The organism is Agrobacterium sp. O3.4 (genome assembly GCF_041414895.1).
Classification (GTDB): domain Bacteria; phylum Pseudomonadota; class Alphaproteobacteria; order Rhizobiales; family Rhizobiaceae; genus Agrobacterium; species Agrobacterium cucumeris.
Window position 1 is genome coordinate 39,064 of record NZ_JALPZP010000001.1, and the last position, 24,894, is coordinate 63,957.

Genomic DNA, 24,894 nt, shown 5'->3' on the forward strand with positions numbered 1-24,894 from the left:
ACACGAAATGATTAATCTATAAGCTTACCTTATGGGTTCCGATAGAGTTTTTCCGTTTGTCATGAAAACCGTTCCCGTTCTTAATTCTCCTCGCAACATGAGAGGAGAGCAACGTGAAAGTCTCACTTGTTCAAATGAATACCCAGAACGACAAGGCAGAAAATCTTAAGGTGGCTGCCGATCTTATCGAAAAGGCAGTCAAGGCGGACAATCCTGACCTTGTTGTTCTTCCAGAATACTTTGCATTTCTTGGGGATAATCCTCAGGAGATGCATGAAAGCGGGGAAGAATTTCCCGATGGCGAGATTTATACGCTGCTTTCGGGGCTTGCCCGAAAGCACGCGATCACGCTGCATGCCGGTTCCATCGTCGAGAAGGAAGGCAACCGTTTCTACAATTCGACGCTCGTTTTTGGTCCTGATGGCAAGCAGATCGCCCGTTACCGCAAGATGCACCTGTTCGACGTCGATACGCCGAACGGCATCAGCTACCGTGAGTCTGACTCCGTCGCCCGCGGCGAAGACGTGGTGACCTATAAGGTCGGCGACAAGACGGTTGGTTGCGGTATCTGCTACGATATCCGCTTCCCGGAACTGTTCCGCGCCCTGCGGGACAGGGGGGCCGACGTGATCGTTCTGCCGGCCGCCTTCACCCTGATGACGGGCAAGGACCATTGGGAAGTGCTGGCCCGCGCCCGCGCCGTCGAAACCCAGACCTATTTTCTGGCTGTCGGCCAGATCGGCACCCATGCGGGCGGCAAAAAGGCCTGCTGGGGGCATTCCATGGTCATCGATCCCTGGGGCCACATCATCACCCAGTGCTCCGACACTGTCGGGACCGCCGGCGCTGCCCTCGACTTCGACTATTCGGCCAAGGTGCGCGCCAACGTGCCGGTGGCAAACCACCACGTGCTCTGATCGGAGAAAGACTTATGTTTATCGTCAATCCAATGCCGGACCAGATCGACGCCGATATCGTCGAACTTCTGGAAAAGGTCGAAGTCGCAACGATCGGCCACGTGCTTCATTCCGGTTTCGTCGATCCGGAAATCCGCGCGGTCCTTCCGGGCAAGCGGGTGGCCGGCACCGCCGTCACGCTGCGCATTCCGAACGCCGATTCGACCATGCTTCACTATCTGACGCAGATTGTGCGTCCGGGCGATATCGTACTCATCGATCGCTGCGGTGATACCCGCCACGCCTGCTGGGGCGGCGTCATCACCAACACGATGAAAATGGCCGGCGTCAAGGCTGGCGTGGTCGATGGACCGGCGACTGACTTTTCGGAGTTCGTCAAGGTCGATATGCCCATGTGGTGCCGCGGCCCTTCGCCGATCACCACCAAGATCCTTGGCCTTGAAGGGGCGATCAATGTTCCGATCAGCGTCGGTGGCCAGATGATCAATCCGGGCGATGCGATCCTGTGCGATGAAAGCGGCGTTGTCGCCCTTCATCCAAGCCAGGCCCGCGCCATGGCCGAGCGCGCCATCGGCATGCAGGAAGCTGAACTCGTGCTTCTGGAGCGTCTGCGCAACGGCGAGAAGTTGCCGGATATTTCCGGCGCCAACAAGCTCGTTCAGGCCAAGCTGAGCGCCTGACACCGCCTTACGGGTGGCGGACCAGTCCGCCACTCCCAATAATAATAGAGGAGAACAGGACAATGAAGAAATCTATACTTCTGAGCGGGATTCTCATGCTTGGCGCGGCCGCTCTGCCGGCGCACGCCCAGCAGACCGTAACGTTCCTTGGCTATAGCGGCCTTTTCCAGGAGCGTTACACCAAGGCCGTCATCGAGCCTTTCATGGCCGCCAATCCGGATATCAAGGTTGAATATTTCCCGCAGCAGGGTTCCGCCGCCATGCTTGGTTCGCTGCGCGCCCAGAAGGCTGCGCCGCAGGCCGATGTCGCGCTGATGGACGTCTCCGTTGCCAAAACCGGTACGGATGAAGGTCTGTTCGACAAGATCGATGAAAGCGTGACCAAGAACGTCGGCGACCTCTATCCCAACGCCCGCTTTGAAGGCGTGGCCGGCGTTGGTGTGACGTTCGACAATCTTGTGCTCATCTATAATACCGATGCGATCAAGACCGCGCCGGACAGCTGGAACGCTCTGAAGGACAGTGCCCTCAAGGGAAAAGTCGCCATGTTGAGCGCGCCCGATATTGTCGGTATCGGCACGACGATCATCATGGACCACATGAATGGCGGCACTGACTTCATCAAGAATATCGACGCCGGCATCAATGCGATGGCTGAAGTTGCGCCAAACATTCAGACCTGGGAGCCGAAGCCGGAAGTCTATCCGAATGTCGTCAACGGCCAGGTTTCACTGGGCGTGGGCTGGAATGCCCGCAGCCAGGTGAATGCCGATGGCTCCAAGGGCAAGATGAAGGTTGCGCTTCCCAAGGAAGGCACGATCCTCCAGATCAATACGCTCAATCTCGTCAAGGGTGGCCCATCGTCGGAGGCGGGGCGCAAATTCGTCGATTATGCGCTGAGCCCTGAAGCGCAGGCTGCCTTTACCGCCGCCATGTATTATGCGCCGACCAACACCAAGGCTACCGTTGCCGACGATGTCAGCGAGCGCACGGTCATCAAGGCGATGGACAAGGTTATTCCGGTTGACTGGATCGGTCTTTCAAAGGTCCGCGATCAGATCACACAGGACTGGCGTCGCAAGGTCATTCCGCTCAGCCGCTAAGGCTCTCGTGCAGCATGGCAGATCTTCCGCATCACTCATGCGGCTGCGGAAGGACAAAACAACACATTCCCTCTGTCGACACTGGGGTCGGCGGAGGGAAGGGTAAGACGGACATGCATTCCCTTTGGCCTGGCATGTCTGCGATACGGGAAACGCCGTGAAACAGCGCAGCGAAGTTCTGCTGCGACTGTATAGATCAAGGGACAGGCCATTTCCGCGCCTAACCGGCCGGACATGTCCTGAAGAAAGGCAAAAAGCCAGAATGGGAACTTCAGACATCATGCAGCCCGGATTCCTCTCGATTCGTTCACTGACCAAGCGCTACGAGACCATGGTCGCCGTAGATGATCTCAACCTCGAGATTCCCAAGGGCGAACTGGTTGCCTTCCTCGGTCCTTCGGGTTGCGGCAAGTCGACATCGCTGCGCATGATTGCCGGCCTCTCTCCCGTCTCCTCAGGTTCGATCTCGATTGGCGGCAAGGACGTGACGCAGCTTGCCCCTTACAAACGTGACATCGGCCTCGTTTTCCAGAGCTACGCGCTTTTCCCTCACATGACGGTTCTCAAGAACGTCATGTTCGGTCTTGAAATGCGCAAGGTGCCGGCTGCCGAGGCCGAACGCCGTGCGCGTGAAGCCATTGCCATGGTGCATCTGGAAGGGCGCGAGGACCGACGTCCCGCCCAGCTTTCCGGCGGCCAGCAACAGCGCGTCGCACTGGCGCGCGCCCTCGTCATCCAGCCCTCCATCCTTTTGTTCGATGAGCCGCTTTCCAATCTCGATGCCAAGCTGCGCGATGAGATGCGCGCCGAAATCCGCCGTATCCAGAAACAGCTCGGCATCACCTCCATCTTCGTCACGCATGATCAGGTCGAGGCGCTCAGCATGTGCGACAAGGTCGCCGTCCTCAACGGCGGGCGCCTGGAACAGCTCGGCACACCGCACGATCTTTATGAGCGCCCGGCGACGGGTTTCGTCGCTTCCTTCGTTGGCCGTACCAACAGGCTGGTGGGCAACGCGGCCGGCGATCGCATCACGGTCGGCGATGCGGTTTTGCGTGCGCCCGGCTCACACGCCGGCAAGATCGACCTGATGGTACGGCCGCATCGCATGGCCATGACGGTTGCCGGCGACGCTTTGCCTGATTTCGATGGAGCGCCGGTCAACCGCATCGCCGGCGAGGTTCGCGATGTCTATTATGCGGGAGATATTCTCCACTACGAGATCGCCGCAGGCGGGCAGATATTGTCCGTGGAACGTGCGACCTCCGGCGGCGAAACACCGGTTGCGGCGGGTAGCGCCGTCAGTCTCGTCTGGCGCGTGGAGGACACGCTGGTTTTCGGAGCAAACCAATGACGGCGTCGGTCATGATCACGGCTCCCGGCAGCCGCACCTCCTCCGTCGTGTTTCTGGCAACGCTGCTGCTCGGACCGATCATCGCGGTCAATGGTCTGGCCTTCGTGATGCCCGTCTTCAACCTGCTTTTGCTTTCCTTCCGCGAAAGCCTCGGCGGCGGCGGTCTCGGGGAAGCCCACACGCTTGAAAACTGGTCCTCCACGCTCACCGACGGTTTTTATATCGAACTGATCGGCCAGAGCATCCTGACCAGCCTCATGATTACGGTTCTGACGCTCATCGCCTCCTATCCAATCGCTCTTTATCTTCACCGGGCGCAGGGCCGCTGGAAGACACTGCTGCTTGTGCTCGTCATTTCGCCGCTGCTCACCTCGGCGGTGGTGCGCACCTATGGCTGGATCGCGATCCTTGCGGATGACGGGCTCATCAACAACATCCTCTTCGCACTGGGTGCTGAAAGCGGCGTGCGTCTGTTGTTCAACAAGGTCGGCGTCGTCATCGGCCTCACCGAAATCCTGATGCCCTATATGATCCTGGCATTGCTCGCCGGTTTCGGCAGGCTTGATCCGCGGGTCGAGGAGGCTGCCGAAACGCTCGGCGCATCGCCCTGGAGGGTGTTCTGGCGGATTATCGTGCCGCTCACCATGCCCGGTGTGGCGCTTGGTTGCCTACTCTCCTTCGTTCTGGCCGTCAGCTCGTTCATCACCCCCAAGCTGCTTGGCGGCGGCCGCGTCTTCCTTCTGGCGACGGAAATCTACGATCAGGCCATTGTGACGCTCAACTGGCCTCTTGCCGCAACGCTTTCGATGATCATCCTCGTGATTTTCGGGGCTGCCCTGGTGCTCTATTCCCGGCTTCTGCGGGCGGTTCTGTAAAGGAGATCGAAGATGGAAGAACGTCCCGTTCCGCTGGCGCTGAAAATTGTCGCCTTTGTCATGTTCCTCTTTCTGCTTGCGCCCGTGGTGCTCGTCGTGCCGATCTCCTTTTCAGCCGACAGCTACATGACCTTTCCGCCTTCCGGCTGGAGCCTGCGCTGGTATATCGAGCTCATGCACAATTCCAAGATGATTGGTGCACTGGGCACCAGTACGCTCCTCGCCGTCATCGTCACGGTGCTGTCGATGCTGATTGCGCTGCCCGCCTCCTACGCCATCGTCCGCATGCGGGTGATCGGCGCAGATGCATTGCTTGCCTTCTTCACTGCGCCCCTGCTTCTGCCGACCATCGTTCTCGGCCTTGCGATCCTGATCGTTTTTGCCGGTGCCGGTCTGCTCGGCACGTTCACCGGACTGGTGATCGCGCATCTCATCATCGTGCTACCCTATGCCCTGCGCGTGCTCACCACGTCGCTCGCCGGCCTGCCGCTGATCTTCGAAGAGGCTGCCTCAACGCTTGGGGCATCGCCGTTCACCGTCTTTAGCCGCATCACCATGCCGATGATCGCGCCGGGCGTTGTCGCGACGGCGGCACTCTCCTTTCTCGTCTCGTTCGATGAGGCCGTGATTTCGCTGTTCCTCACCGGTCCGCGGATCACAACGCTCCCCGTCGCCATGTATCAGCATGTTGAAACCCAGGCTGATCCGCTCGTTGCGGCCATTTCCGTTCTTCTGATCGTGCTGACGCTTGCCGTCGTCCTGATCGTTGACCGAACGGCGGGCCTGACGAAGACTTTTGTCAAATAAGGGCGGCAGGCCTATCGAGAAATACTCCTCGTGAGGCCGATTAAATTCAAAGGGTCGGCCAGCTTTGCCGGACTGGAACCAGCGCTAATTTCATTCCCGTTGATGAACGCCCGCTGCGTCGGCGCGATCTGTCACGCCTGTTGATTTCGTTTTTGAACCACGAAGGTAAAGGGAAACCAATGGTCCAGAGCCTCTCCACGGAATTTGACGTTGCCGTCATCGGTGCCGGGGTTGTCGGCTGTGCGGTCGCCCGTCGTTTCGCCCTGGCCGGTGCGAAAGTGGTCGTCATCGAGAAGGGTGCTGATATTCTCTCCGGGGCTTCGAAGGCCAACAGCGCCATTCTTCACACCGGCTTCGATGCGCCGGAAGGCAGTCTGGAGCTGGAACTGGTAAAGGCGGGTCGGGCGGAATATCTGTCCATCCACGGGGAGATGGGCCTCAGCCTCGTCGAGACCGGTGCACTTGTCTGTGCCTGGAATCCGGATGAGGCGGAGAGACTTTCGGCGATTGCCGAGCAGGGGCGGCGCAACGGCATTGTCGAACTCGACCTGCTCACGGCCCGTCAGGCCCGCGAAACCATGCCCGGCCTGTCCAGTCATCTTGTCGCCGCGCTCGAAGTTTCGGGTGAACACATCATCGATCCGTGGTCCGCGCCGCTGGGTTATCTCACGCAGGCCGTGGGGTTGGGCGCGCAGCTGGTGCGCAATGCCGAAGTCCTCTCGGGTTCGTTCGATGGCGCGTGGCGGATCGAGACGACGGCGGGTCCGATCCTTGCCGCAAGCGTTGTCAACGCCGCAGGGTTGTTTGGGGATATCGTCGATACGCGGCTGGGGCTTCTCCCCGAATTCACCATCATGCCGCGCAAGGGACAATTCGTCGTTCTCGATAAGGCCGCCCGCCGGCATGTGCCGTGCATCGTCCTGCCTGTTCCCACCGAAATCACCAAGGGCATCGTGGTCTGTCCCACTGCCTTTGGCAATGTTCTCATCGGCCCGACCGCGGAAGAGCAGGATGACCGCGAGCGTGCGACCGTGGAGACGGCGACGCTGCAAGCGCTGCTGAAGCGCGGCGCGGAGATCGTTCCGGAACTGGCCTCCATTTCCGTAACCGCCGTCTATGCCGGCTTGCGCCCGGCGTCTGACAAGAAACATTACCGGATTTCCGCGCGGCCGGACCGGCGGGCGATCACGCTCGGCGGCGTGCGTTCCACGGGCCTCAGCGCTGCGCTCGGGCTGGCGCAGCATGCGTTGACGCTCCATGCAGGTTTCGGCACCTGCTTTGACCTGCCTTCCTCCGTGCCTGAGGTGACGATGCCCAACCTGACCGAAACCTGCGAGCGGGACTGGCAGCGTGCCGATCATGGCGAAATCGTCTGCCATTGCGAACTCGTCACCCGGCGTGAGATCGATGCGACATTTTCCAGTCCGGTGCCGCCGGGCGATTTTGGCGGGCTGCGTCGGCGCACCCGCGCCGGCATGGGGCGCTGTCAGGGGTTTTATTGCAACGCCCGGCTTGCTGCGATGACGGGTGACCGTCTGGCCGTACCGCTTGCGGTCAGTGTGGGAGACGAGCGATGAGTAGCGTGACGCTTCTTCAGCAAGAGCGCGAAGACGTTTCATGTGCCGATGTCATCGTGGTTGGCGGCGGCCCGGCGGGCGTGGCGGCGGCTCTGGAGCTGAAAGCCCGTGGTATTGCGCGTGTGATGATCCTCGAGCGCGAGCCGACCCTTGGCGGCGCACCCCGGCATTGCTCGCACTCGCCTTTCGGCATGCGCGAATTCGGGCGCGTCTATTTCGGCCCGGCCTATGCGAGACGCCTGCAGAGGGAAGCGCAGGATGCCGGTGTTGATATCCGCACCGGTCATTCCGTGGTCGAACTCGGACAGGGTGGCGCATTGCTGGTCACATCGGCGCACGGTGTCGAGAGCGTGAAGGCCCGGCGCATCGTGCTGGCCACCGGCGCACGGGAAAAACCACGCTCGGTGCTGCTTTTGCCCGGCGACCGGCCGGTGGGTGTGATCACCACCGGCGCGCTGCAATCCTATGTTGCCTTTCATGGCATCCTGCCCTTTCGTCGGCCGCTTGTCATTGGTTCTGAACTGGTTTCATTCTCTGCGCTTCTGACCTGTCTGACGCATCGTGCGCGGCCGGTGGCGATGATCGAGCCTGAGCCGGAACCGCTGGCACGGTCGCCTTTCCAATGGTTTCCGAGACTGGTCGGGGTGCCGTTTCATTGTGGTGCAGTCCTTATGGACATTCGCGGGCGCGGCCGTGTCGAGGAGGCGGACATCCGGCTGGCGGATGGCCGTCTCCTGACCGTCAAGTGCGATGGTATTCTTCTGACCGGGCGGTTCACGCCGGAGGCGGCGCTTTTGAATGCATCCGCAGTTGATGTGGCGGCAGGCAGCGCCGGGCCGATGATCGATCAGGACGGCCGGATGGCCAACCCCATCTTTTTCGCCAGCGGAAACCTGTTGCGGGCCGTGGAAACGGGCGGCTGGTCGTTTCGCGAAGGTAGCCGCGTGGGTGTTGCCGTTGCCGACGATCTCGCCCGCGAACCCTGCAATGACCTGATGGTACCCGTCACTTTCACCGAGCCGGTCAAACTTGTGGTACCCACCATGCTCCGCAGGGGAGGGCTTGACCGACCAGCTTTTCGCGACTTTCAGCTGCGTTTTACCAAACGTGTTCGAGGCCGGCTTTCTCTCCATCTTGATGGAACGGAAGTGTGGAGCACGAGCGGCCTGTGGCTGCCGGAGCGCCGTGTGCTCGTGCCCATTCCCCGCTCTGCGTTTGAAGCAAGCCAGGTTGCCTTTGACTTTCGGGAGACAAATTGATGCGCATTGCGGCGATCGATCAGGGAACGACATCGACGCGATGCCTTGTGGTTGGCGATGGCATGGCACAGGTCGTCTCCAGCCTGCGTCATGCGCAGTTCTATCCGGCGCCAGGCCATGTGGAGCATGACCCCGAGGAACTGTTGCGCAATATCCGCGCGGTGCTTGCCGCCGCCGGCCCGGTGGATGCCATAGCCATAGCCAATCAGGGCGAGAGTTGCCTGGCGTGGGACGCCGAGAGCGGTGAGGCGCTGTCGCCGGTTATCGTCTGGCAGGATGCCCGCACCGCCGATGCTTTTGCCGCTCTGCCGCCATCGGCGGCGGATCGTTCGAAAGAGATTTGCGGCTTGCCGCTCGATCCCTATTTTTCGGCAAGCAAACTGTCGTGGCTGCTCAAGCATAATCCAGCGGTGACGCAGGCAAGGGCGGCGGGGCGGTTGCGGCTGGGCACCACCGATGCGTTTTTTCTGGATCGGCTGGCTGACTGTTTCCGCACCGATCTTGCGACAGCTTCGCGCACCGGGCTGCTTGATCTGGCAACCGGAGACTGGAGCCCGGAACTCTGCATGCTTCACGGTGTGCCGCTGGATTGCCTGCCCGCCATCGGCCCCGTCGATGGTGGTTTCGGCGCAATCGAGGCAACGCCTGTCCGCGTTTCCATCGTTGACCAGCAGGCGGCGCTTTACGGGCATGGTTGCCGCAAACCCGGTGATTGCAAGATAACCTTTGGCACGGGCGCTTTCCTGCTGGCTGTTGCTGGCAACGAGCGGCCGCTGACGGGGGAGCTTTTGCCGACTATTGGCTGGCACAGGCAGGGCGCGCCGGCCGTTTTTGCTATCGAGGGAGGGGTCTACGATGCCGGTGCTGCGCTCGAATGGGCGCGAAAGATCGGCCTGTATACCGATAATGCCGAACTCGACGGTTTCGAGGGACCATCCGCCATTCGGCGCGGCCTTGTATGCGTGCCCGCATTTTCGGGCCTTGCGGCGCCCTATTGGGACAGGCAGGCCGTGCCGCTGTTCATCGGGATGGACCATGCCACCGAGCGGCGTGACATGGTGCGCGCGCTGCTGGAAGGTATTGCCATGCTGACGGTGCGATTGATTGAGGCGATGCCGGCTGCAACTCCCATCGGTGACATGATCTCCATCGACGGTGGCCTGTCGAATAGTCGCTATTTCGCCCGTTTTCTGGCGGCCGCCAGCGGCCGGACCATCTGTGTGCCGGCCATGCGGGAGTTGACGGCGCTCGGTCTGGCGGAGCTGTGCGGTGTCGACGTCGCCGCCATGCGAAACGATACCGAGATATTCATGCCCGATGGGTCGGTTGATGCCACGGATCATGATCGTTTCGCCCGTGCCGTGGGCAATGCGCGGACTTGGCGAAATGCTTAAAGCTTTCGCGAGGACGATCTTGTCCATCGGTGTGCCGGTCGTGAATTTCCTCTGCCAGTCCAAACTGTCGTGTCTTTGAAATGTAAAACGTGCATCATCCCTGCAACCTGGGGAGGATCAGATGCGTCTTGCTGTCTACAACGTTGAAAACCTCTTTGATCGCGCCAAAGCGATGAACCTTGGCAGCTGGGAAGAGGGAAAGCCGGTTCTGGAGCATTTTGCGGCGCTGAACCAATTGCTTGGTCAGGTCGAGTATAGTGACGCAGACAAGGTCGAGATCGCCCGGCTCGTCGTCGAGTTGGGTATGGAGCAGTCCGACACGGGGCCTTTCGTTATCCTTCGCCGAAACCGTGGCGGTTTGCTCAAGCGGCCGACTGCGGGCGGTGTCGTGGTCGTTGCCGATGGCCGGGCCGACTGGGTCGGGTCGCTGGAACTGCGCGATGAGCCGGTCAACGAGCACGCCATGCGCAACACTGCGCGGGTGATGGTCGATCTTGAGGCCGACGTGCTCGGCATCGTCGAAGTCGAGAGCCGCCCGGTGCTTTCCGCCTTCAATCGCGAGATCCTGCCGGCGATCGGCGGCACGCCGTTTCGGCACGTGATGGTAATCGACGGCAATGACGAGCGCGGGATCGATGTCGGCATGATGACCCGCAAGGGTTATCCCATTGGTGCCATGCACAGCCATGTCGATGATTGCACACCGAACGGTGAGGCGATCTTTTCGCGCGATTGCCCGGAATATGAAATCACCACGCCCGCCGGCGCTCAGCTTGTCGTCATGGTCAATCACCTCAAGAGCAAGGGGTATGGCGGAAAGGCCAAGTCGGATGCCAAGCGAAAGGCACAGGCAAAGCGTATCGCCGAAATCTACAGGAAACTGATCGAACGGGGCGTCGAATATGTCGCTGTTATCGGTGACTTCAACGACACTCCCGGCAGTGATCCGCTGGAGCCACTTCTTGGCGGTACCTCGTTAAAAGACATCTTCAAGCATGACGCTTTTGATGATGGTGGTTACCCCGGCACCTATGGTGGGTGCACGGCCTCCAACAAGATCGATTATATCCTGCTGTCTCCCGCCCTTTTTGCAAAGGTCAAGGATGGTGGCGTGTTCCGCAAGGGCATGTGGCCCGGTGTTCGGCCGAAGAAGTGGGAAAGCTATGACGAGGTCAAGCGTCAGGAGGACGCCGCGTCCGACCATGCCGCGCTCTGGGTCGATCTTGATATTTGAATGTTGCCGGGGTGACACCGACTGATCTGGGGCGGTAGGCTGATCTGTCGCGCGCGGTCGGCGACAGAGAAGGTGTGAAGGTTGCAAGGGTCATGAAACCCCGCGGGCGTATTGCGTCGAATGCGGTCAATTCCTTGAGAAAGGGTGACACGGCATCGGGCGCGAGACCAAATTTGCTGGCTTCGCCTGATGTGTTGACCTGTACCCCGCCTGGGGCAGGGTGCGAAGTAGCGCCGGCCGCTGCGGCACAGGGGCAATCCGGTAGCTCTGGTACGTTATCGGATTTTCCTGCCGCTGCCGTGAAACGAGGCTCGATAGTCGCGCGGTGTCATGCCGCGCAGACGCAGGAACTGACGGTTGAAATTGGCCAGCGAGGCATAACCGACATCGGCAGCGATATGTCTGATTGGCTGGGTGGTGCCTGAAAGCCGGGCGCAGGCTTCGCCGACCCTGAGGCCGATCAGATAATCGGACAGGCTGACCTGCGTATGTTTCCTGAACATGCGGTGCAGGCCGGATTCGCTGAGAGCGGCTATTGCGGCAATCTGCTCCATGCGGAGCGGCTCATGGTAGTGGCGGTGCAGATGGATCAGGACACGGTCAATCCGCGAGCGGTCCCCTTCCACCTGCTGCGGCACGACGGTTGAAAGAGGCACGCCACCGTCCTCTGTCGCCAGCCGCGCCAGAATATCCAGGAGGCCGGTCAGCTGCCCGACTGGGGGACGGGAAAATATTGCTTCAAAATCACCTGCCAGAGCCCGGCCAAGTGCGGGGTTAAACGCCAGCCCGGTTGCGGCGTTCTGGATGAGACGTTTGACGGACGCCAGTTCGACCGATCCGCCGGCCAGTCCTTCGATCCATTCTTTCCTGAACCAGAAGACGAGGGCGATATGCGGCTCAGCTGGATCGAGTTTGTCACGCGACGCCCAGGTGTGTGGCAGGTTTGGGCCGATTAGCACGAGGTCGCCGTGATCGTAGTCGGCAACATGATTACCCACGAATCTTTGTCCGCGGGAATTGAGCGTCAACGTCAGTTCGAATTCAGGATGGTGGTGCCATTCGAACGGAATGGCGTCGTCAAGCCGCCGGTTGAGCCTGCTCCAGGATGACTCCGGTGATGTCGGCAGATGTTCGAGATGTGGCCTCATTCCGCGCTCTCTGGGATTTATACGCTGGAATAGTATCAGTATTGTGCATCTGCGGACAACACGGCATGCCGGAAAACCGTAGCTTTCTTCCATCGCCTGATGTTCGGGAGATGATGATGGGAGAACGACATGCAATCCACCGCAGCAATCAAACGCGACAGCCATCCGACGACGGCCGCCACGACCCAGCTCAAGGATATCAACAAGACCTTGCCGCTGCGCGTCCTGTCGGAAGCGGACTGGCAGCACTGGACGACGAAGGGATATATCATTGTCCGTCAGGCGGTGCCTGCGGCGAATGTGCAACGCCTTGTCGATCTGCTCTGGAAATTCGATGAGAAGGACCCGGCCGATGCTTCGACCTGGTATGCGCCGCAAAGACGCGAACACAAGATGAAGGAATTGAACAATACCGGCATGCTGGAGATTTATAATCACCAGTATCTCTGGGACAATCGCGTCGAGCAGCGGGTCTACGACGTCTTTGTCGACATATGGGACCGGGAGGATCTGTGGGTCACCATCGACCGCGCCAATCTCAATCCGCCGAAAAAGGTGAAAGGCAATCCCAACGGTTTCATCCACTGGGATGTGGATACCTCCATCCGCCCACTGCCGATCGGCGTACAGGGCGTGCTGAGCCTGCAGAAACAGGATGGCGATGTCGGCGGTTTTCAGTGCGTGCCCTATCTTTTTGAGCATTTTGACGAATGGGTGAAGACGCAGCCGGAAGATCGTGATCCGATGCATCCGGATATGGCTGGCCTCTCCGTCGTCAATATCGATATGGAACCGGGCGATCTGATGATTTTCAACTCGCTGCTTGCCCACGGCGTGCGTCCCAATCATTCCGATGGCCGCGTGCGCATGGCCCAATACATCTCCATGCACCCGGCGGAATTCGACAATGAGGCAGAACGGCAGGAGCGGATCCGGCTCTGGAAGGAGCTTGATCATCCGCAGCGCGACGCCTTTCCCGGTGATCCGCGTGAATGGGAGAAACGCCATGCCGAAACCGCCAGGCTCAACCCGCTCGGCGAAAAGCTGCTTGGCCTGACCCGCTGGTGAACTGCATTGAACACACGGAGGAAATGACCGCTCCAAGGGGACGGTCATTTATCTTGTCGGTGATCCACAATAACGCCGATCCGAACGAATTGCCGTGCGGGTGGTGGCCTTAAGACTGGCTTAAGGTGGGGGCCGGCTATGTGTCGCCGAATAGGAGACACATCCCAGAATGCACGACATCCCGATTTTCACCACCCGCAGAAACCTTCTTGCCCTTGGGCTTGCGGGCCTGCTGGCAGGTTGCGCCACATCCGGTGAACCGCCCAAGCCGGCGACGTTGTCAAGAAACGACGACCCCTTGCCCGAGACGCCTGCGCCGGTCATGCCGGCAATGTATGCGGCGCTTCCCGATGAGACATTCCCGATCCCGGCGGTGAACATCAAGCAGGTGGACCCACGCTACTGGCGGCAGGTCGTCGATTATCCGACCGACGAAAAGCCCGGCACACTGATCGTCGATACGCCGAACAAGTTTCTCTATCACATTCTGCCGGGCGGCAAGGCGACCCGTTACGGGATTGGCGTCGGCCGGGACGGCTTCTCCTGGGCTGGCCGGGCGATTGTCGCCTACAAGCGGGCATGGCCGAAATGGACCCCGCCGGACGAGATGGTGGCGCGGCAGCCCAGTCTTCAGCCCTACAGCATCGCCAATGGCGGAATGCCACCCGGTCTCAAGAACCCGCTCGGCGCGCGGGCGCTCTACATTCATCAGGGCGGCAGGGACACGCTTTACCGCCTGCACGGAACACCGGAGGCCTTTTCTATCGGCAAGGCGGTTTCCTCCGGCTGCATCCGGCTGCTGAACCAGGATGTCATCGACCTCTTCAACAATGTGCGGGACGGCAGCACCATCGTGGTTATTCCCGACCCCTCGAAACGTCAGCAACTTGCCGCCTGACGACCGATACGGAAAAGAAAGAAGGCCCATCACCATGGCACATGATGTTCGAAACCGCGCGGATGTTTCAGCCCTTGCCGGGCTCAGACGCCGTGCCTTTCTCCTCGGCTCGATTTCGGTGGTCTCGGCCATCGCATCGCCGGCTACGGCTTCACCCAACGGTCTGAAGCTCGAGATGATCCTGCGCGATCCGGCGGCACCCGTCTCCGGCAATCCCGCCGGCGAGCTCACCATGGTCGCCTTTCTCGACTATAATTGCCCCTGGTGCAAAAAGACGGCCGTTCCCATGAGTAATGCGGTCTCGGCAGACGGGGATGTCAGGATGGTCTACAAGGACTGGCCGATCATAACGCCCGACTCCGTCGAGGGAGCGCAACTGGCGCTGGCGGCGAAATATCAGGACGCTTATCACATCGTCCATGATGCGCTGATGGCGATCAAGACGCCGAAGGTGAAGGCCGATGAGATGCGCGACACCGTGCGTGCGACAAGCATCGACTTTGCTCGTCTCGAGCGCGACATGAAATCGAAAGCGGCGGAGATCGATGATCTGCTTGCGCGCAATCATGAACAGGCAATGTCGCTGCAATTGACGGGAACGCCTGCTTTCATCATCGGCAAGTTCCTCGTCCCCGGTGCGGTACAGAGTGCGGAAGCCTTTACAGACCTTTTCAAAAGAGCGCGTGAACAGGCTTAACGTTCGGAGAATGATGGTTTCAGGTCCGGTCGGACTGAAACCATCGTTTTAACATTCCGGTCGGGCATCGCAGTGCCGATGCCCTTTGCCGTCTCGTCCTAGCCCCGTGCCTTGGCGATTGCTTCCTTCAGGCCCTTTCGGTCAAGGACGCCGGCAAAGCTCGTCGTTCCCACCACAAATGATGGCGTGCCGACGAATTTGAAGGCGGCGGCCTGTACCCAGTTCCGGTCCAGCAGGCCGGAAATCCATGCCTGATGCTCGATAACGGCCTTGCCGACGCCGTCGAAGGTCAGGCCCGCTTTCTTGAGGGCCTTTTCGACATCGGCCTGCTGCAGCTTGTTCGGCGTGTGAAACATGGCGTCGAGCGTCTTTTCATATTTGCCAAGCTTGACGCTGGCGAGCACCGCCTGCGCAGCGATGACCGATGCGCCACCGAAGACCGGCCAGTCCTTCAGCACAAGCCTCACCTTGCCATCCTGTTCGACCACGTCGCGCACCATGCCGTAGGACGATTTGCAATAGGGGCACTGGTAGTCGAAATATTCCACCACCGTCACGTCGCCTTTCGGATTGCCGAGGACCGGGGCGTCCGGATCGTGCAGCACCATCTGCCGGCTTGTCGGGTCTGTCTCGGCAAAAACAAGCGAGGGGGGAGCAATGGCGGCAAGGCCGGCCATTGCGACAAGCTGTCGGCGTGTAAGGGTCATTGGCGGGCTCCTGCGGTATTGTCGATTGCCGGTTTTGCAAGCGCCTGATGCGTTTGCGCCGCCGCATCGATGAGTGAACGGGCCGAAATCTCGCCCACCATGCGGATGGAGGGGAGTTCGGTTCCTTTTTTGTCGAAGAACAGCATGGTCGGCGGGCCGATGACATTGCTGTCCTTCATCAATTGCTGTTTGTCTGACGTCATGTCCGAAAGATCGACGGAGACGAGGTTCGTATCCTTAAGGCTTTCCGCGACCTGCGGATTGCTTAGAACAGAGCGCTCGATGACGCGGCAGGAAACGCACCAGTCCGCGGTGAAGTAGATGAGGCTTGGCTTTCCTGCTTCAGCGACCGCGGCTTTCAGTTCTTGATTGGAACTCACCGTTGCAAAACTCGCCTTTGTCAGGCCGGGCAGGGAGCGGCTGGCGACCGGGCTGCCGGAGAATTGCAGCGGCTGGAGCATGCTGGTGCTGCCGCTTGCCGCGCCGAAAGCGAGAAACGCTCCGTAAAGCATGGAAAGAAGGCTGGCCGATTTCATCAGCCGGCGGCCAATGCCGGCCTGTTGCGGCAGTGCGTCGAGAGCACCGAAGAAAACACCGATTGTAACGAGCAGCGCTGCGGAAAGCGCAAGCGTTGCGGATGGAGGAATGAGCCGGTCGAGATACCAGATCGCGGTGGCAAGGAAGATAAAGCCGAACAGCCAGCGTATCTGCGCCATCCATGCGCCGGCCCGCGGCAGCAATGCCGCGCCGGAGGTGCCGATGAGGATGAGGGGAATGCCCTTGCCGATGCCGAGCGCAAAGAGCGCTGCTGCGCCGAGCAGCAGGTTGCCACTCTTGGCGATATAGAGAAGTGCGCCTGCAAGCGGTGCCGTCACGCAGGGGCCGATCAGCAGCGCCGAGCTGAAACCGAGAATGGCGGTCGAGCCGAACGATCCGCCGAGCGAACGCTGCGATCGCGCCAGCCAGTCGCGAAGGCCGGCCGGAAGCTGGACCTCGACCATGCCGAAACTGGCGATCGCCAGAATGATAAAGACGGCGGCGGTGATGAGAATGGCCGGTGGTGACTGGAGGGCAATCTGGAAGCTTTGGCCAAGCCATGCGGCCAGTATGCCGAACAGGCTGAAGGCGGCGGCAAGCGCGACGACATAGGTTGAGGAGAGGAGAAAGCTGCGACCGGGTGACAATGAAGCGCCCTGCCGGCCGAGCGTGGCCGCGAGGATGGGGTACATGGGAAATACGCAGGGCGTGAATGCAAGGAGTACGCCAAGACCCATGAAGGAGGCGAGAAGCAGCGCCGTGCCGCCTCGGGCAAGAAAACCTTCCACCATGCCCGGCTCGGCCGGGGGTGCGGGTGAGGGTACTGACTGCTCAGCCTTTTCCGGTTCTGCGGACGGCGCGATCAGGGCGAAGGACTGAAATGAGGGTGGATCCTGCGGCCTTATGCCGAACGGCGCCTCTGCTTCGATCCGCAAACCGTCGATGGCGACCGTTCTGAAGGGATAGCAGATGCCGCCATCCTGGCATCCCTGAAATGTCAGTTTCATCGTCTGCGGCGCGTCGGCAAGCGTGGCGGCGGCTTGCCCGAAATAGACTTCGGTGTTGCCGAAGCCGGGATCATCCTTCATCTCCCCGGCCGGCGTCCTGAGATCGAGCTTCGTTCCGTCCTCAGTGCTGGCCTGCAGGCTCTCCCGATAGAGATAATATCCCTCGGCGACTTGCCAGCGGAAGGTGGCCGCCGTTCCCGTGCGGTCTATCGAAAGCTTGAACGCATCCGTCATGTCCATCGGCGGACCGAGCGCGAGCGCCGGTCCACAAATGGACATGAGAACGAGGAGCACGAACGAAAAATTGAAACGCATTCTCTTTCCTTATGGGGTAGGCCTTGTGGGATAAGCCATGGATGGCGCAGGCTTCCGGCCGGAAGCTTAAGCCAGCCTTAAGGTTCGGTTTTCAGGTTCCCGCGCATCAAAATACCCCTGTGCCGGAATGATGGAGTGCTCAATGCGTCTGTTGGTGGTCGAGGACGATGATGTCCTGCTTGATGGTCTGCGTGTCGGGCTGCAGCTTGCCGGCTTCACCGTCGATGCCGTCATGACGCTTGGCGACGCAAAAATCGCCCTCGAGAATTGCCGTTTCGATGCCGTTGTCCTTGATGTGATGTTGCCTGACGGGTCAGGTCTCGATCTTCTGCGCCACACGCGCAATGAACGCAACCGGGTGCCGATCCTCCTGCTCACCGCCAAGGATGCGACCACGGACAAGATTTGCGGCCTCGATGCCGGCGCGGATGATTATCTGGGCAAGCCTTTCGATCTTGATGAGGTTGCCGCCCGGCTGCGGGCGATCATCCGCCGTGGCGAGGGCCGTTCCGAGGGCACGCTGTCGGCGCTGGGCGTAACGCTCGATCCGGCGAAGATGGTGGCGAAGAAGGATGACAATGTCATTGCGCTATCACGCCGCGAATTTGCGATCATCCATGCCCTCATGCAGAATCCTGGCATGATTTTTTCAAAGCCGGTTCTGGAAGAAAAGCTTTATGGCTGGCAGGAGGATGTGGAAAGCAACACCATCGAGGTCCACATCCACAAGCTTCGTTCCAAACTGGGCGCCGGTTTCATCGAGACGGTGCGCGGCGTCGGTTACCGCGTCGGGAGGGTTGCGTGATGTCGATCCGGGCAAGATTGTTTACCGTGCTTCTGTTGATGACGGGCCTCGTCTGGCTGTCGGCCTGCGTGTGGATCTACACCAGCACGAAGGCGCGGCTGGAGCATGTTCTTGATGCGCGGCTGGTGGAATCGGCAAGAATGGTCGGATCCCTCGTCGGCGACCGCCCGGTCGATATCCGCCTGATAGACGGCCATTCACCGACGCATGATGAGGACGCGGACGCTGATGCGGCGGCGATACCCTCCTATGAGCGCCAACTCGCCTGCCAGATTTGGTCCATCAGCGGCCGTCTGCTCAGCAAATCGGACAGTGCCCCGGATGCTTCCCTTTCGGATCATGCCTCGGGCTTCCAGAATACGGTCATCAACGGCATCGAATGGCGCGTCTATGCGGTCGTGAAACCCGACCTCGGTGTCAGGGTTCTGGTGGGCGACAGTGTTGAGGTTCGCGACCGGCTGGTTGACGATGTTATCAAGGGGCTTCTTTATCCGGCGCTTTTCATCATGCCGCTGATGGCTGGCCTTATCTGGCTGTGTGTTTCCCGGGGGCTTGCGCCGTTGCAAAAGCTCGCAAACGGCATGAAAGCACGCGACGCGACTGAACTCCACGGCTTTGCCGACAAGGGAACGCCATCGGAGCTTCGGCCGATGATCCATGCGCTGAACAGCCTTCTGGCGCGTGTTCAGGCGACGCGGGAAAGGGAACGCGAGTTTACGACCTATGCCGCACATGAATTGAAGACGCCGCTTGCCGGGCTGAAGACGCAGGCGCAGGTGGCCATGCGCTCCACCGATCCTGAGGTGCAGCAACAGGCGCTGCGGCGCATCGAGCAAAGCGTCGACCGGACAAGCCGGATGGCGAAACAGCTTATCGACCTGGCTGCCGTCGATGCCACCGAAGCGCAGGCGACGAAAGCCGGCGTCGACATTCCCCGTCTGATCCTTGATGTCATACAGGAGCTGGAGCCGCTCAGGCGAGCGCGCGAGGTTGAAATTACCTGCCGGCTTTCGCAAGAGGCGGATACGATCCTCATTGAGGCTGATCGCTCCCTGCTTCGTCTTGCGATCCGCAACGTGATGGAAAACGCCGTGCAGCACTCGCCGAAGGGATCGACGGTGGAGTGCCGGGCGGAACTGGCAAACGGCAAGGTGAACGTCGTGGTTATCGACGAAGGGGCGGGGATCGCGGTGGAGGAACAGGAACGGGTGCTGCAGCGCTTTTACCGTTCGCCGCGATCGGAACCGGGTGGAAGCGGCCTTGGGCTTGCCATCGTCAAGATGGCAATCGACCGGCTGGGCGGGCGATTGCAGTTTTCGCAATTCGGTCAGCGGTTCGCGGTATCGCTTGAGTTATGAAGGAGGCTGCCACCGGGCAGCTCTCTCTCTCTCAGAGGTCCTTTGCGAGGCGCAGCGCGTCATAGATTGCCGCATGGGTGTTGCGCGCTGCGACTGCATCACCAATCCGGAACAGCCGGTAAGCGCCGGCAGGACTGCGCTCGACGGTCTGGGCCGCGCCCGCAATCAGCGCGTCATAGGATATTTCGCCGAGGTTCTTTGAGCCGGGCTTGAGCTCGAAATAAAGCTCGTCCAGCGGGATTGTGCCGTGATTGACGACGATCTGGTCGACAACGCGCTGTTTCGAAACGCCGCCATAATCGCTGCCGACATGGGCGATGATCTGGTTGCCGCTTCTTTCCGCCGCCTCCAGCCGGTAGGTGACGGTGAATGTCGTGTCGTATTTCTGCAGCGAACGCATATAGGGCACGAGATTCATGGCCATGACTTCCGGGGCGAAAGAGCGATCCGGCGTCATGATCTCGACCTTGCCGCCCGCCTTGGCGATGAATTCGGCGGCCTGAAGCCCGGTGTGGTCGCCTGCATCGTCATAGACGAGAACATTGGTGCCCGGCTTGACGTCGCCGGAAATGATATCCCATGCGGAGACGACCAGCTCGTTGCCCTTCGAAAGCACCTCGGTATGCGGCAGTCCGCCGGTAGCGATAATCACCACGTCGGGTTTTTCGGCGACAACCGTATCCGCCTCCGCCCAGCTGTTGAAATGGAAGATGACGCCGAGCTTCTCGCACTGGCTCATGCGCCAGTCGATGATGCCGATCATTTCGCGGCGGCGTTCGCTCTGTGCGGTCAGGCGGATCTGGCCGCCGGGGTCGCTTGCGGCTTCGAAGACCACGACCGCGTGGCCGCGCTCGGCGCAGACCCTTGCGGCTTCAAGGCCTGCCGGGCCAGCGCCGACAATCACCACCTTCAGGCTTTTCTCAGCCCGGGTGATTTCATGCGGCATGGTTTCCTCGCGGCCGGTTGCCGCATTGTGAATGCAGAAGGCGAGGCCGCCCTGATAGATGCGATCAAGACAATAATTGGCGCCGACGCAGGGGCGGATGTCCTCCTCCCGCTTTTCCATAATCTTGCGGACGATATGCGGATCGGTCATGTGGGCGCGGGTCATGCCGACCATGTCGACCTTGCCGGCGGCAATCGCATGCCGGGCGGTGGCGACATCCTGGATCTTGGCGGCATGGAAGATGGGGAAGCTGGTCGCCGCGCGGATTTCGCCTGCAAAATCAAGATGCGGCGCGCTGGCCATGCCCTGAATGGGGATGACGTCGGTAAGGCCGGGATCGGTGTCGATATGCCCCCTGATGACGTTGAGATAGTCGATCAGGCCGCTCTCCTTTAGCCGTCTGGAGATTTCGATGCCTTCCGCCTTGCCGGTGCCGTTCTCAAGACATTCATCGGCGGTGTAACGAACCCCGAGGATGAAATCGTCGCCGACGCGTTGGCGTATCGCCCTGAAGACGTCGAGACAAAAGCGCATGCGGTTTTCAAGCGAGCCGCCATAGGGGCCGTCAAGCTCGTTGGTCAGGGGTGAGACGAACTGGTCGATGAGGTGGCCATAGGCTTCCAGTTCCACCCCATCCATGCCGCCCGCCTTCATCCGTTCGGCAGCGTCGGCAAAATCCTTGATGATACGCTCGATATCCCAGTCCTCGATCTTCTTCGGAAAGGCGCGGTGTGCCGCTTCCCGCTGATGCGATGGCGCGAGGACCGGCAGCCAGTCGCCCTTGTCCCAGCGGGTGCGGCGGCCAAGATGCGTCAGCTGGATCATGATCGCCGAACCCGCCTCATGCACGGCGTCGGTCATTTCCCGGATCCACGGAACGATTTCATCCTTGTAGGCCAAGAGATTGTTGAAAACGGGCGGGCTGTCTTTCGACACGGCGGCAGAGCCCGCCGTCATCGTCAGCGCCACGCCGCCCCTGGCCCGCTCGACGGTATAGGCGCGGTAGCGTCCTTTCGGCATGCCGTCTTCGGGGTAGGCGGGTTCGTGGGAGGTGACGATGATGCGGTTGCGCAGCGTCAGATGCTTGAGCTGATAGGGCTGAAGAAGGGGATCGTTCGACATGTGCCTGCTCCAAAAACGGTTGTGGAACAAGGCTAAGAGAAAATGTACATATGTGTCAATTAAGAAAACACTGGTGTTTGTGAGTTCGACAAGAGTGTACGCTTTGCCTTGTCGCGCAGGGACTGATTTGCTACGCAATTGTCATGGAAGCGACATTGAATGAAACCGGTTGGCGTGGATCGCAGGAGGGGTGGCTTGAAGCCGCCTACGAGGCGCTGCTGGAATCCGGGGTGGATTCCGTCAAGATCCTGCCTCTGGCGAAAAAGCTCAATCTCTCGCGCACCAGCTTCTACTGGTTCTTCAAGGACCGGGAGGAATTGCTGGCGGCGCTGTTATCCCGCTGGCGCGAGAAGAACACGGGAAGCATCCTCAGGCAATCGGAGGCCTATGCGGAAACCCTGGCCGAGGCGATGCTGAATGTTTTCGATTGCTGGCTGGATTCCTCGCTTTTTGACAGCAAATTCGAATTCGCGGTTCGCAGTTGGGCGCTGCAGTCCGATGATATTCTTGCCGAGCTTCGCAAAGCCGACCAGGTGAGAATGGAGGCGCTTTCGCGCATGTTCATGCGTTTCGGCCACCCCGAAAATACGGCAGACGTGCGCGCCCGCACCACTTATCTCGTGCAGATCGGTTATATTTCCATGCAGGTCGAGGAAGATGTGGCGGTGCGGATGAGAAGGATTGCGGACTATATCGCGATCTATACCGGCGAGGTGCCGCAGCAGCGCGAGCTTGACCGCTTTTATGCCAGACACGGATACAGGCCCGCCCCCGAGGTCTGACGCCCGATCGCTGATCACGGCATGTCTGGACGATACAAGGACAGCAATTTGGTGTCGCCAAACGCCTGCGATGCCAGTCGGATTATGTTGGTTGCGGTGCTACAAGAAGAAGGGCCGGCCCGCCTGCAATCTACCTGCAACCTTCACCGAACAGTGGTGAGGATGGCAAGAGTTCGTCTTTGGGGGAAAGTCATTGCGAATCCTGCTTCTTGAAGATGAACCCGAAATGGCGCGTGCGCTGCTCGAGGCCCTGCGCCGGCGTGATGTGCTTGCCGATCATGTCAGCACCATCAGCGATGCCGATGCGCTTGCGCGGGATGGCTCCTACGATGTGCTGGTTCTGGATCGTCGCTTGCCGGATGGCGAGGGACTGAGCCTCGTATCCTCGCTTCGCCGCCGGAAACATTCCGTACCGATATTGGTTCTGACGGCGCTTGGAAGCGTCGATCACCGGGTCGATGGGCTGGATGCGGGGGCGGATGATTATCTCGCCAAGCCTTTCGCAATCGAGGAATTGCTTGCCCGCCTAAGGGCCCTTCACAGGCGCGGCCCTTCGATTTCCGATAAATATACCAGCTTCGGAAATCTCAGTATCGATCCGAAAAGCAATGAAGTCAGTGTTGCGGGTTCCGTCCTCGAGTTGCGACGTCGGGAATATCTGGCGCTCGAAGCGCTGATGCGGCGTCCGAACCGCATCGTGACACGGTCGAGCCTGATCGAAGCGGTTTATACGCTCGACGATGAGATCGAGTCCAATGCGCTCGATGCGCATATCTCACGCATCCGGAAGAAGCTGGCGCAGGCCGAAGCGACGGTGGAAATAAGAGCCGTGCGCAATATCGGTTATCTCATTCGGGCAAAGACATGAGACCGGAGCGCAACCGATCCCTGCGATGGGGGCTGATGAAGCGCCTTTTCGCCTTGCAGGCATTTTTTCTCGTTCTTTTCGTTATCCTCCTCGTCGGCTGGATCTGGATCATCGATCCGCGGCTGGAAGGCGCCAATGAAGAGGCCGCGCGCATCATTGCGGAAAGCGTGACAAAGGATGGGCAGGGCCGGCCACAGGTGTCGGCGACGCCCGATCTGGAGGCGCTGAAGCAGCGCTACCCCAATCTCTGGTTTGTCGTGCGGGACGCCGACGAAATCGTCCTGCAATATGGGGATGTCCCGGCACCTGCTCTGGAAGCGGTGTTTCCCCGGGGCATCGAAAGGGCGCGTCTGGAGGCCGGGGAAACAGTCCGGGCCACCATGGAAAACCGCGATACGCCGGCCGGGCGGCTGCAGTTCATTGCCGGGACGGAAAAAGGCTTCCCGAATGACGGCATCAGTCTGTGGATCAATGTGCAACTGGATCTCGAAAAGGATGCCGATGGTGCCATCCGCTGGCTGACCGTGCTGCCCGGTGTCGGTTTCATCATCCTTGTCGCCGTCGTGCCCATGCTGCTCTTGACGGGTATTGCGACATTGCTGGTGACGCCCCGTGCGGTTGGCCGTTCGCTGAGCGGTCTCATGGAAACGGTAGCCGAGGCACAATCGATCAATTTCGAAAACCGCTCCGCGCGGATCGATCGTTCGAAGGTGCCGAATGAAATCATTCCGCTGGTGGATGCTTTCAATGTTGCGCTGTCGAAACTGGACGAAGGCTATAATCGCCGCAACCGCTTTTTGGCCGATGCCGCCCATGAACTGAGGACGCCGATTGCGATTGCGCGCGTCCGGGCCGATCTTCTCCCCGATGACGAGCTGAGTCGGCAGCTGCGGGCAGATATCGACCGCCTCACCCGCGTCGCGCACCAGCTTCTTGAAATGCAGGCGGTGGGCGCGGTGGAACTGCCTGCCGAAGAGCAGGATCTGAACGTTCTCGTCGAACGCATCGCGACCGATCTTGCGCCGATTGCGATGGATGCCGGTTATGAGTTCGATTTCGAACCCAGCGAAGGAAAGGCTCTCTTCACGGTCCAGACCTCGATCATCGAGATGGCGGTCGTCAACCTCATTCGCAATGCCATCGATCATGGTGGCGGCAAAGGCGCAATCGTCATCCGGATTGGCGCAGCGGGAACCATAGATGTCTTTGACGAGGGACCGGGCATACCCGTTGCGGAACGCGAGCAGGTATTTGAACCGTTCCATCGCATCAATACGAACTCTTCCGGTGCCGGTCTGGGTCTCAACCTGGTCCAGAAGGCGGCGGAGCTTCATCGCGGCCGGGTTAAGTTCCTCGACCTTGATCCCGGCTTCGGCGTTCGGCTGGAAATTCGATCGATAATTTTGCGAGATAAGGCTGTTACCGTCGTCTAAAAA

Annotated in this window: 22 protein-coding genes; 18 read left to right on the forward strand and 4 right to left on the reverse strand. The window is 60.1% G+C overall.

Translation table 11 applies throughout. The features are described 5' to 3' along the window. Window positions 1-134: 134 nt before the first annotated feature. From M0412_RS00150 to M0412_RS00195, 10 genes are all read left to right on the forward strand, one after another. The gene (locus tag M0412_RS00150; RefSeq protein ID WP_269703558.1) at window positions 135-917 is read left to right on the forward strand and encodes a carbon-nitrogen hydrolase family protein; all 783 of its coding nucleotides are present in this window, start codon (window positions 135-137) and stop codon (window positions 915-917) included. A 14-nt stretch (window positions 918-931) separates the two neighbouring features. Beyond that, a complete protein-coding gene (locus tag M0412_RS00155) occupies window positions 932-1,597 on the forward strand; it encodes an RraA family protein (protein ID WP_142840625.1) in 666 nt (221 codons plus the stop codon). 62 nt (window positions 1,598-1,659) lie between these two features. After that, the gene (locus tag M0412_RS00160; RefSeq protein ID WP_269703335.1) at window positions 1,660-2,700 is read left to right on the forward strand and encodes an ABC transporter substrate-binding protein; all 1,041 of its coding nucleotides are present in this window, start codon (window positions 1,660-1,662) and stop codon (window positions 2,698-2,700) included. 280 nt (window positions 2,701-2,980) lie between these two features. Next, on the forward strand, window positions 2,981-4,054 hold the full coding sequence (locus M0412_RS00165; RefSeq protein WP_269703337.1) for an ABC transporter ATP-binding protein: 1,074 nt from the start codon (window positions 2,981-2,983) through the stop codon (window positions 4,052-4,054). Next, window positions 4,051-4,929, forward strand: coding sequence for an ABC transporter permease (locus tag M0412_RS00170; protein ID WP_269703339.1), 879 nt, complete (start codon window positions 4,051-4,053; stop codon window positions 4,927-4,929). The genes M0412_RS00165 and M0412_RS00170 overlap by 4 nt, the downstream gene beginning before the upstream one ends. Window positions 4,930-4,941: 12 nt before the next feature. Continuing rightward, a complete protein-coding gene (locus tag M0412_RS00175; RefSeq protein ID WP_142840621.1) occupies window positions 4,942-5,736 on the forward strand; it encodes an ABC transporter permease in 795 nt (264 codons plus the stop codon). A gap of 179 nt (window positions 5,737-5,915) precedes the next feature. Further along, entirely contained in the window at window positions 5,916-7,313 is a 1,398-nt protein-coding gene (locus M0412_RS00180) for an NAD(P)/FAD-dependent oxidoreductase (protein WP_269703342.1), read from the forward strand. Further along, on the forward strand, window positions 7,310-8,572 hold the full coding sequence (locus M0412_RS00185; RefSeq protein ID WP_269703344.1) for an FAD-dependent oxidoreductase: 1,263 nt from the start codon (window positions 7,310-7,312) through the stop codon (window positions 8,570-8,572). The genes M0412_RS00180 and M0412_RS00185 overlap by 4 nt, the downstream gene beginning before the upstream one ends. Continuing rightward, the gene (locus M0412_RS00190) at window positions 8,572-9,966 is read left to right on the forward strand and encodes an FGGY family carbohydrate kinase (RefSeq protein ID WP_269703346.1); all 1,395 of its coding nucleotides are present in this window, start codon (window positions 8,572-8,574) and stop codon (window positions 9,964-9,966) included. Before M0412_RS00185 ends, M0412_RS00190 begins: the two co-directional genes overlap by 1 nt. A gap of 121 nt (window positions 9,967-10,087) precedes the next feature. Further along, complete coding sequence (locus tag M0412_RS00195) at window positions 10,088-11,200, forward strand: endonuclease/exonuclease/phosphatase family protein (protein ID WP_269703347.1); 1,113 nt, start codon at window positions 10,088-10,090, stop codon at window positions 11,198-11,200. Window positions 11,201-11,475: 275 nt separating this feature from the next. On the opposite strand, the gene M0412_RS00200 is transcribed toward M0412_RS00195, so the two are convergent. Beyond that, window positions 11,476-12,348, reverse strand: a complete 873-nt coding sequence (locus M0412_RS00200) for an AraC family transcriptional regulator (RefSeq protein WP_269703348.1) — start codon at window positions 12,346-12,348, stop codon at window positions 11,476-11,478. Between the two features lie 129 nt (window positions 12,349-12,477). Between M0412_RS00200 and M0412_RS00205 the strand changes: the two genes are divergently transcribed. The 3 genes from M0412_RS00205 (at window position 12,478) to M0412_RS00215 (ending at window position 15,011) form a co-directional block, all read left to right on the forward strand. Further along, window positions 12,478-13,416 carry a phytanoyl-CoA dioxygenase family protein gene (locus M0412_RS00205; RefSeq protein ID WP_142840615.1) on the forward strand — a complete coding sequence of 313 codons (939 nt, stop codon included), beginning with the start codon at window positions 12,478-12,480 and terminating at the stop codon, window positions 13,414-13,416. 169 nt (window positions 13,417-13,585) lie between these two features. Further along, window positions 13,586-14,314 carry a L,D-transpeptidase gene (locus M0412_RS00210; protein ID WP_142840614.1) on the forward strand — a complete coding sequence of 243 codons (729 nt, stop codon included), beginning with the start codon at window positions 13,586-13,588 and terminating at the stop codon, window positions 14,312-14,314. A 34-nt stretch (window positions 14,315-14,348) separates the two neighbouring features. Then, window positions 14,349-15,011 carry a DsbA family protein gene (locus tag M0412_RS00215; protein WP_269703352.1) on the forward strand — a complete coding sequence of 221 codons (663 nt, stop codon included), beginning with the start codon at window positions 14,349-14,351 and terminating at the stop codon, window positions 15,009-15,011. Window positions 15,012-15,109: 98 nt separating this feature from the next. Here M0412_RS00215 and M0412_RS00220 read toward each other — a convergent pair whose 3' ends face one another. Beyond that, on the reverse strand, window positions 15,110-15,718 hold the full coding sequence (locus M0412_RS00220; RefSeq protein WP_205125318.1) for a DsbA family protein: 609 nt from the start codon (window positions 15,716-15,718) through the stop codon (window positions 15,110-15,112). Further along, window positions 15,715-17,577: a protein-disulfide reductase DsbD gene (gene dsbD, locus M0412_RS00225; protein ID WP_142840612.1), complete on the reverse strand. Its 1,863-nt coding sequence runs from the start codon at window positions 17,575-17,577 to the stop codon at window positions 15,715-15,717. Before dsbD ends, M0412_RS00220 begins: the two co-directional genes overlap by 4 nt. A 142-nt stretch (window positions 17,578-17,719) precedes the next feature. Here dsbD and M0412_RS00230 point away from each other — a divergent pair, with 142 nt between their 5' ends. Both M0412_RS00230 and M0412_RS00235 read left to right on the forward strand, forming a co-directional pair. Continuing rightward, window positions 17,720-18,382 carry a response regulator transcription factor gene (locus M0412_RS00230; RefSeq protein ID WP_142840611.1) on the forward strand — a complete coding sequence of 221 codons (663 nt, stop codon included), beginning with the start codon at window positions 17,720-17,722 and terminating at the stop codon, window positions 18,380-18,382. Then, window positions 18,382-19,740: an ATP-binding protein gene (locus tag M0412_RS00235; RefSeq protein ID WP_269703356.1), complete on the forward strand. Its 1,359-nt coding sequence runs from the start codon at window positions 18,382-18,384 to the stop codon at window positions 19,738-19,740. Before M0412_RS00230 ends, M0412_RS00235 begins: the two co-directional genes overlap by 1 nt. A 31-nt stretch (window positions 19,741-19,771) precedes the next feature. Here M0412_RS00235 and M0412_RS00240 read toward each other — a convergent pair whose 3' ends face one another. Then, window positions 19,772-21,808: an NADH:flavin oxidoreductase gene (locus M0412_RS00240; protein WP_269703358.1), complete on the reverse strand. Its 2,037-nt coding sequence runs from the start codon at window positions 21,806-21,808 to the stop codon at window positions 19,772-19,774. A 143-nt stretch (window positions 21,809-21,951) separates the two neighbouring features. On the opposite strand from M0412_RS00240, the gene M0412_RS00245 reads away from it, so the two are divergent. The 3 genes from M0412_RS00245 to M0412_RS00255 all read left to right on the forward strand — a co-directional run bounded on the left by M0412_RS00245 (window position 21,952) and on the right by M0412_RS00255 (window position 24,891). After that, complete coding sequence (locus M0412_RS00245) at window positions 21,952-22,590, forward strand: TetR/AcrR family transcriptional regulator (RefSeq protein WP_269703360.1); 639 nt, start codon at window positions 21,952-21,954, stop codon at window positions 22,588-22,590. A gap of 193 nt (window positions 22,591-22,783) precedes the next feature. After that, window positions 22,784-23,458: a response regulator transcription factor gene (locus M0412_RS00250; RefSeq protein ID WP_110756374.1), complete on the forward strand. Its 675-nt coding sequence runs from the start codon at window positions 22,784-22,786 to the stop codon at window positions 23,456-23,458. A 35-nt stretch (window positions 23,459-23,493) separates the two neighbouring features. Beyond that, the gene (locus M0412_RS00255) at window positions 23,494-24,891 is read left to right on the forward strand and encodes a HAMP domain-containing sensor histidine kinase (RefSeq protein ID WP_269703363.1); all 1,398 of its coding nucleotides are present in this window, start codon (window positions 23,494-23,496) and stop codon (window positions 24,889-24,891) included. The last annotated feature ends 3 nt before the right edge of the window (window positions 24,892-24,894 follow it).

Excerpts from the sequence above, each read along its gene's own strand:
- M0412_RS00150 (WP_269703558.1), top strand. The coding sequence starts at position 135 with ATGAATACCCAGAACGACAAGGCAGAAAATCTTAAGGTGGCTGCCGAT.
- M0412_RS00215 (WP_269703352.1), top strand. The coding sequence starts at position 14,349 with ATGGCACATGATGTTCGAAACCGCGCGGATGTTTCAGCCCTTGCCGGG.
- M0412_RS00170 (WP_269703339.1), top strand. The coding sequence starts at position 4,051 with ATGACGGCGTCGGTCATGATCACGGCTCCCGGCAGCCGCACCTCCTCC.
- M0412_RS00185 (WP_269703344.1), top strand. The coding sequence starts at position 7,310 with ATGAGTAGCGTGACGCTTCTTCAGCAAGAGCGCGAAGACGTTTCATGT.
- M0412_RS00205 (WP_142840615.1), top strand. The coding sequence starts at position 12,478 with ATGCAATCCACCGCAGCAATCAAACGCGACAGCCATCCGACGACGGCC.
- M0412_RS00195 (WP_269703347.1), top strand. The coding sequence starts at position 10,088 with ATGCGTCTTGCTGTCTACAACGTTGAAAACCTCTTTGATCGCGCCAAA.
- M0412_RS00200 (WP_269703348.1), bottom strand. The coding sequence starts at position 12,348 with ATGAGGCCACATCTCGAACATCTGCCGACATCACCGGAGTCATCCTGG.
- M0412_RS00235 (WP_269703356.1), top strand. The coding sequence starts at position 18,382 with ATGTCGATCCGGGCAAGATTGTTTACCGTGCTTCTGTTGATGACGGGC.
- M0412_RS00160 (WP_269703335.1), top strand. The coding sequence starts at position 1,660 with ATGAAGAAATCTATACTTCTGAGCGGGATTCTCATGCTTGGCGCGGCC.
- M0412_RS00230 (WP_142840611.1), top strand. The coding sequence starts at position 17,720 with ATGCGTCTGTTGGTGGTCGAGGACGATGATGTCCTGCTTGATGGTCTG.
- M0412_RS00255 (WP_269703363.1), top strand. The coding sequence starts at position 23,494 with ATGAAGCGCCTTTTCGCCTTGCAGGCATTTTTTCTCGTTCTTTTCGTT.
- M0412_RS00220 (WP_205125318.1), bottom strand. The coding sequence starts at position 15,718 with ATGACCCTTACACGCCGACAGCTTGTCGCAATGGCCGGCCTTGCCGCC.
- M0412_RS00240 (WP_269703358.1), bottom strand. The coding sequence starts at position 21,808 with ATGTCGAACGATCCCCTTCTTCAGCCCTATCAGCTCAAGCATCTGACG.
- M0412_RS00165 (WP_269703337.1), top strand. The coding sequence starts at position 2,981 with ATGCAGCCCGGATTCCTCTCGATTCGTTCACTGACCAAGCGCTACGAG.
- M0412_RS00180 (WP_269703342.1), top strand. The coding sequence starts at position 5,916 with ATGGTCCAGAGCCTCTCCACGGAATTTGACGTTGCCGTCATCGGTGCC.
- dsbD (WP_142840612.1), bottom strand. The coding sequence starts at position 17,577 with ATGCGTTTCAATTTTTCGTTCGTGCTCCTCGTTCTCATGTCCATTTGT.
- M0412_RS00175 (WP_142840621.1), top strand. The coding sequence starts at position 4,942 with ATGGAAGAACGTCCCGTTCCGCTGGCGCTGAAAATTGTCGCCTTTGTC.
- M0412_RS00245 (WP_269703360.1), top strand. The coding sequence starts at position 21,952 with ATGGAAGCGACATTGAATGAAACCGGTTGGCGTGGATCGCAGGAGGGG.
- M0412_RS00190 (WP_269703346.1), top strand. The coding sequence starts at position 8,572 with ATGCGCATTGCGGCGATCGATCAGGGAACGACATCGACGCGATGCCTT.
- M0412_RS00155 (WP_142840625.1), top strand. The coding sequence starts at position 932 with ATGTTTATCGTCAATCCAATGCCGGACCAGATCGACGCCGATATCGTC.
- M0412_RS00210 (WP_142840614.1), top strand. The coding sequence starts at position 13,586 with ATGCACGACATCCCGATTTTCACCACCCGCAGAAACCTTCTTGCCCTT.